The following is a 2,206-nucleotide window of genomic DNA, read 5'->3' on the forward strand; positions in this document are numbered from 1 at the left end:
CGACGTCACGCACCCGGCGATGTCAGCATCCAGCATGACGAGGTCGATGCCTGCCCGTTCGGCTGTGTTGAGCCGGGCAGGCCACGTCTCCTGTCCCGCCGTACACCAGCTCGGCGATCTCGGCGAGGGCGGGGTCGTCCGCGTCGGCCGCGTGCGCCGCGCGCAGCCCGGTGATCAGCGGGTGCGCCGGGTTGATCTCCAGGATCCGCCTGACCGGGGGCACCTGCTGCCCCATCGCCCGGTACATCTTCTCCAGGGTCGGGGTCATGTCGTGGGCGTCGCCGACGATGCACGCCGCGGAGGTGGTCAGCCGCGACGACAGGCGCACCTGCTTCACCTGCTCGGAGAGGGCTTCGCCCAGCCACGGGAGCAGGGCGGCGAAGTCCTGCTCGCGCCGGGCCTTCTCGCCGTCGGCCTCCTGCTCGTCACCGGACGCCCCGTCCAGGTCGACCTGGCCCTTGGCGATGGACTGCAGGCGGTGGCCGTCGAAGGCCGGGACCTGCTCCACCCAGACCTCGTCGATCGGGTCGGTGAGGATCAGCACCTCGTACCCCTTGGCGGCGAACGCCTCCATGTGGGGGGAGTTCTCCACCACCGAGCGGGTCTCACCGGTCAGGTAGTAGATGGTGTCCTGACCCTCCTTCATGCGCCCGACGTACTCGCGCAGGGTGGTGGTCGCCTCCGGGTCGTGGGTGCTCGGGGCCGACACCAGCTCCAGCAGGGTCTCGGTGTTGTCGGCGTCCTCGACCAGTCCCTCCTTCAGCACCCGCCCGAACTGGGACCACAGCTTCCGGTAGCGCTCGGCGTCCTTGGCCTGCATGGTCTTGACGGCCCCGAGGACCTTCTTCACCAGGCGCCGGCGCACGGCCTGGATCTGCCGGTCGTGCTGCAGGATCTCGCGGGAGATGTTCAGCGACAGGTCGTGCGCGTCCACCACGCCCTTGACGAAGCGCAGGTAGTTGGGCATCAGCGCTTCGCAGTCGTCCATGATGAACACCCGCTTCACGTACAGCTGCACGCCGCCCTTGGCTTCGCGGGAGAACAGGTCGAGCGGTGCCTGCGAGGGGATGAACAGCAGCGCCTCGTACTCGAAGTTGCCCTCGGCGCGCATGTGGACGGTCTCCGCCGGGTCGAGCCAGTCGCGGCTGATCTGCCGGTAGAACTCGTGGTACTCCGCCTCGGTCACCTCGCTGCGCGGCCGGGCCCACAGCGCCTTCATCGAGTTGAGGGTGTCCATCTCCGGGGCGGCGGCCTCCGCGCCGTCGGTCGCCCCGGCACCGTCGGCGTCGGTGTCCGTCCCGGTGACCTGCGCGGTGGCGCCGGTGCGCTCGCGGGCCATCCGGATCGGCCAGCGGATGAAGTCCGAGTACTGCTTGACGATCTGGCGGATCTTCCACGCCGACAGGTAGTCGGCCAGGCCGTCCTCGCCGTCGACCGGCTTGAGGTGGAGGATCACCGAGGTGCCGACGGGCAGGCCGTCGACGGGTTCGAGCTGGTAGGTGCCCTCGCCGTCGGACTCCCACCGGGTGCCGGATTCGGTACCGGCCCGACGGGTGAGCAGGGTGACCCGGTCGGCGACCATGAACGCCGAGTAGAAGCCGACGCCGAACTGTCCGATGAGGCTCTGCGCGGCGGCGGCGTCCTTGGACTCCTTGATCTTCTCCAGCAGGCCGGCGGTCCCGGACTTGGCGATCGTGCCGATCAGCTCCACCAGCTCGTCCCGGGTCATGCCGATCCCGTTGTCGCGGACGGTCAGCGTGCGCGCCTCGCGGTCGACCTCCAGCTCGATGTGCAGGTCGGAGGTGTCGGCGTCGAGGTCGGAGTCGGTCAGCGACTCCAGCCGCAGCTTGTCCAACGCGTCGGAGGCGTTCGAGATCAGCTCGCGCAGGAAGATGTCCTTGTTGGAGTAGATCGAGTGGATCACCAACCGGAGCAACTGGCGGGTCTCGGCCTGGAACTCCAGCGTCTCGACACTGCTACCCACTCTCGGGCGTCCTTTCTGTCCCGTTTCTTCGGATGCGGACCGGCGTGCGTCGGGGCGGCCCCCCGGCCGACCGCAGGTGTCAGTGTCCCGGAGGGACGCAGGTGACGGTAGCGGGTCTCCGCCGGCTGCGGGCAATTCTCGGTGAGGCCTAGGGCCCGTCTTCAAACCCCCGTCGTGCGGCCCCCGGGCGGGCGGGGGGGCGGTGGGGGGGGTGCGTCGCAC

The 2,206-nt window shown here is 69.5% G+C and carries 1 protein-coding gene; it reads right to left on the reverse strand.

From position 1 onward, the window contains the following. Window positions 1–22 precede the first annotated feature (22 nt). Window positions 23–1,984, reverse strand: coding sequence for a molecular chaperone HtpG (htpG, locus tag ABT247_RS33130; protein ID WP_350750256.1), 1,962 nt, complete (start codon window positions 1,982–1,984; stop codon window positions 23–25). Window positions 1,985–2,206: the final 222 nt, after the last annotated feature.

Source organism: Kitasatospora sp. NPDC001539, assembly GCF_040298565.1.
GTDB lineage: Bacteria > Actinomycetota > Actinomycetes > Streptomycetales > Streptomycetaceae > Kitasatospora.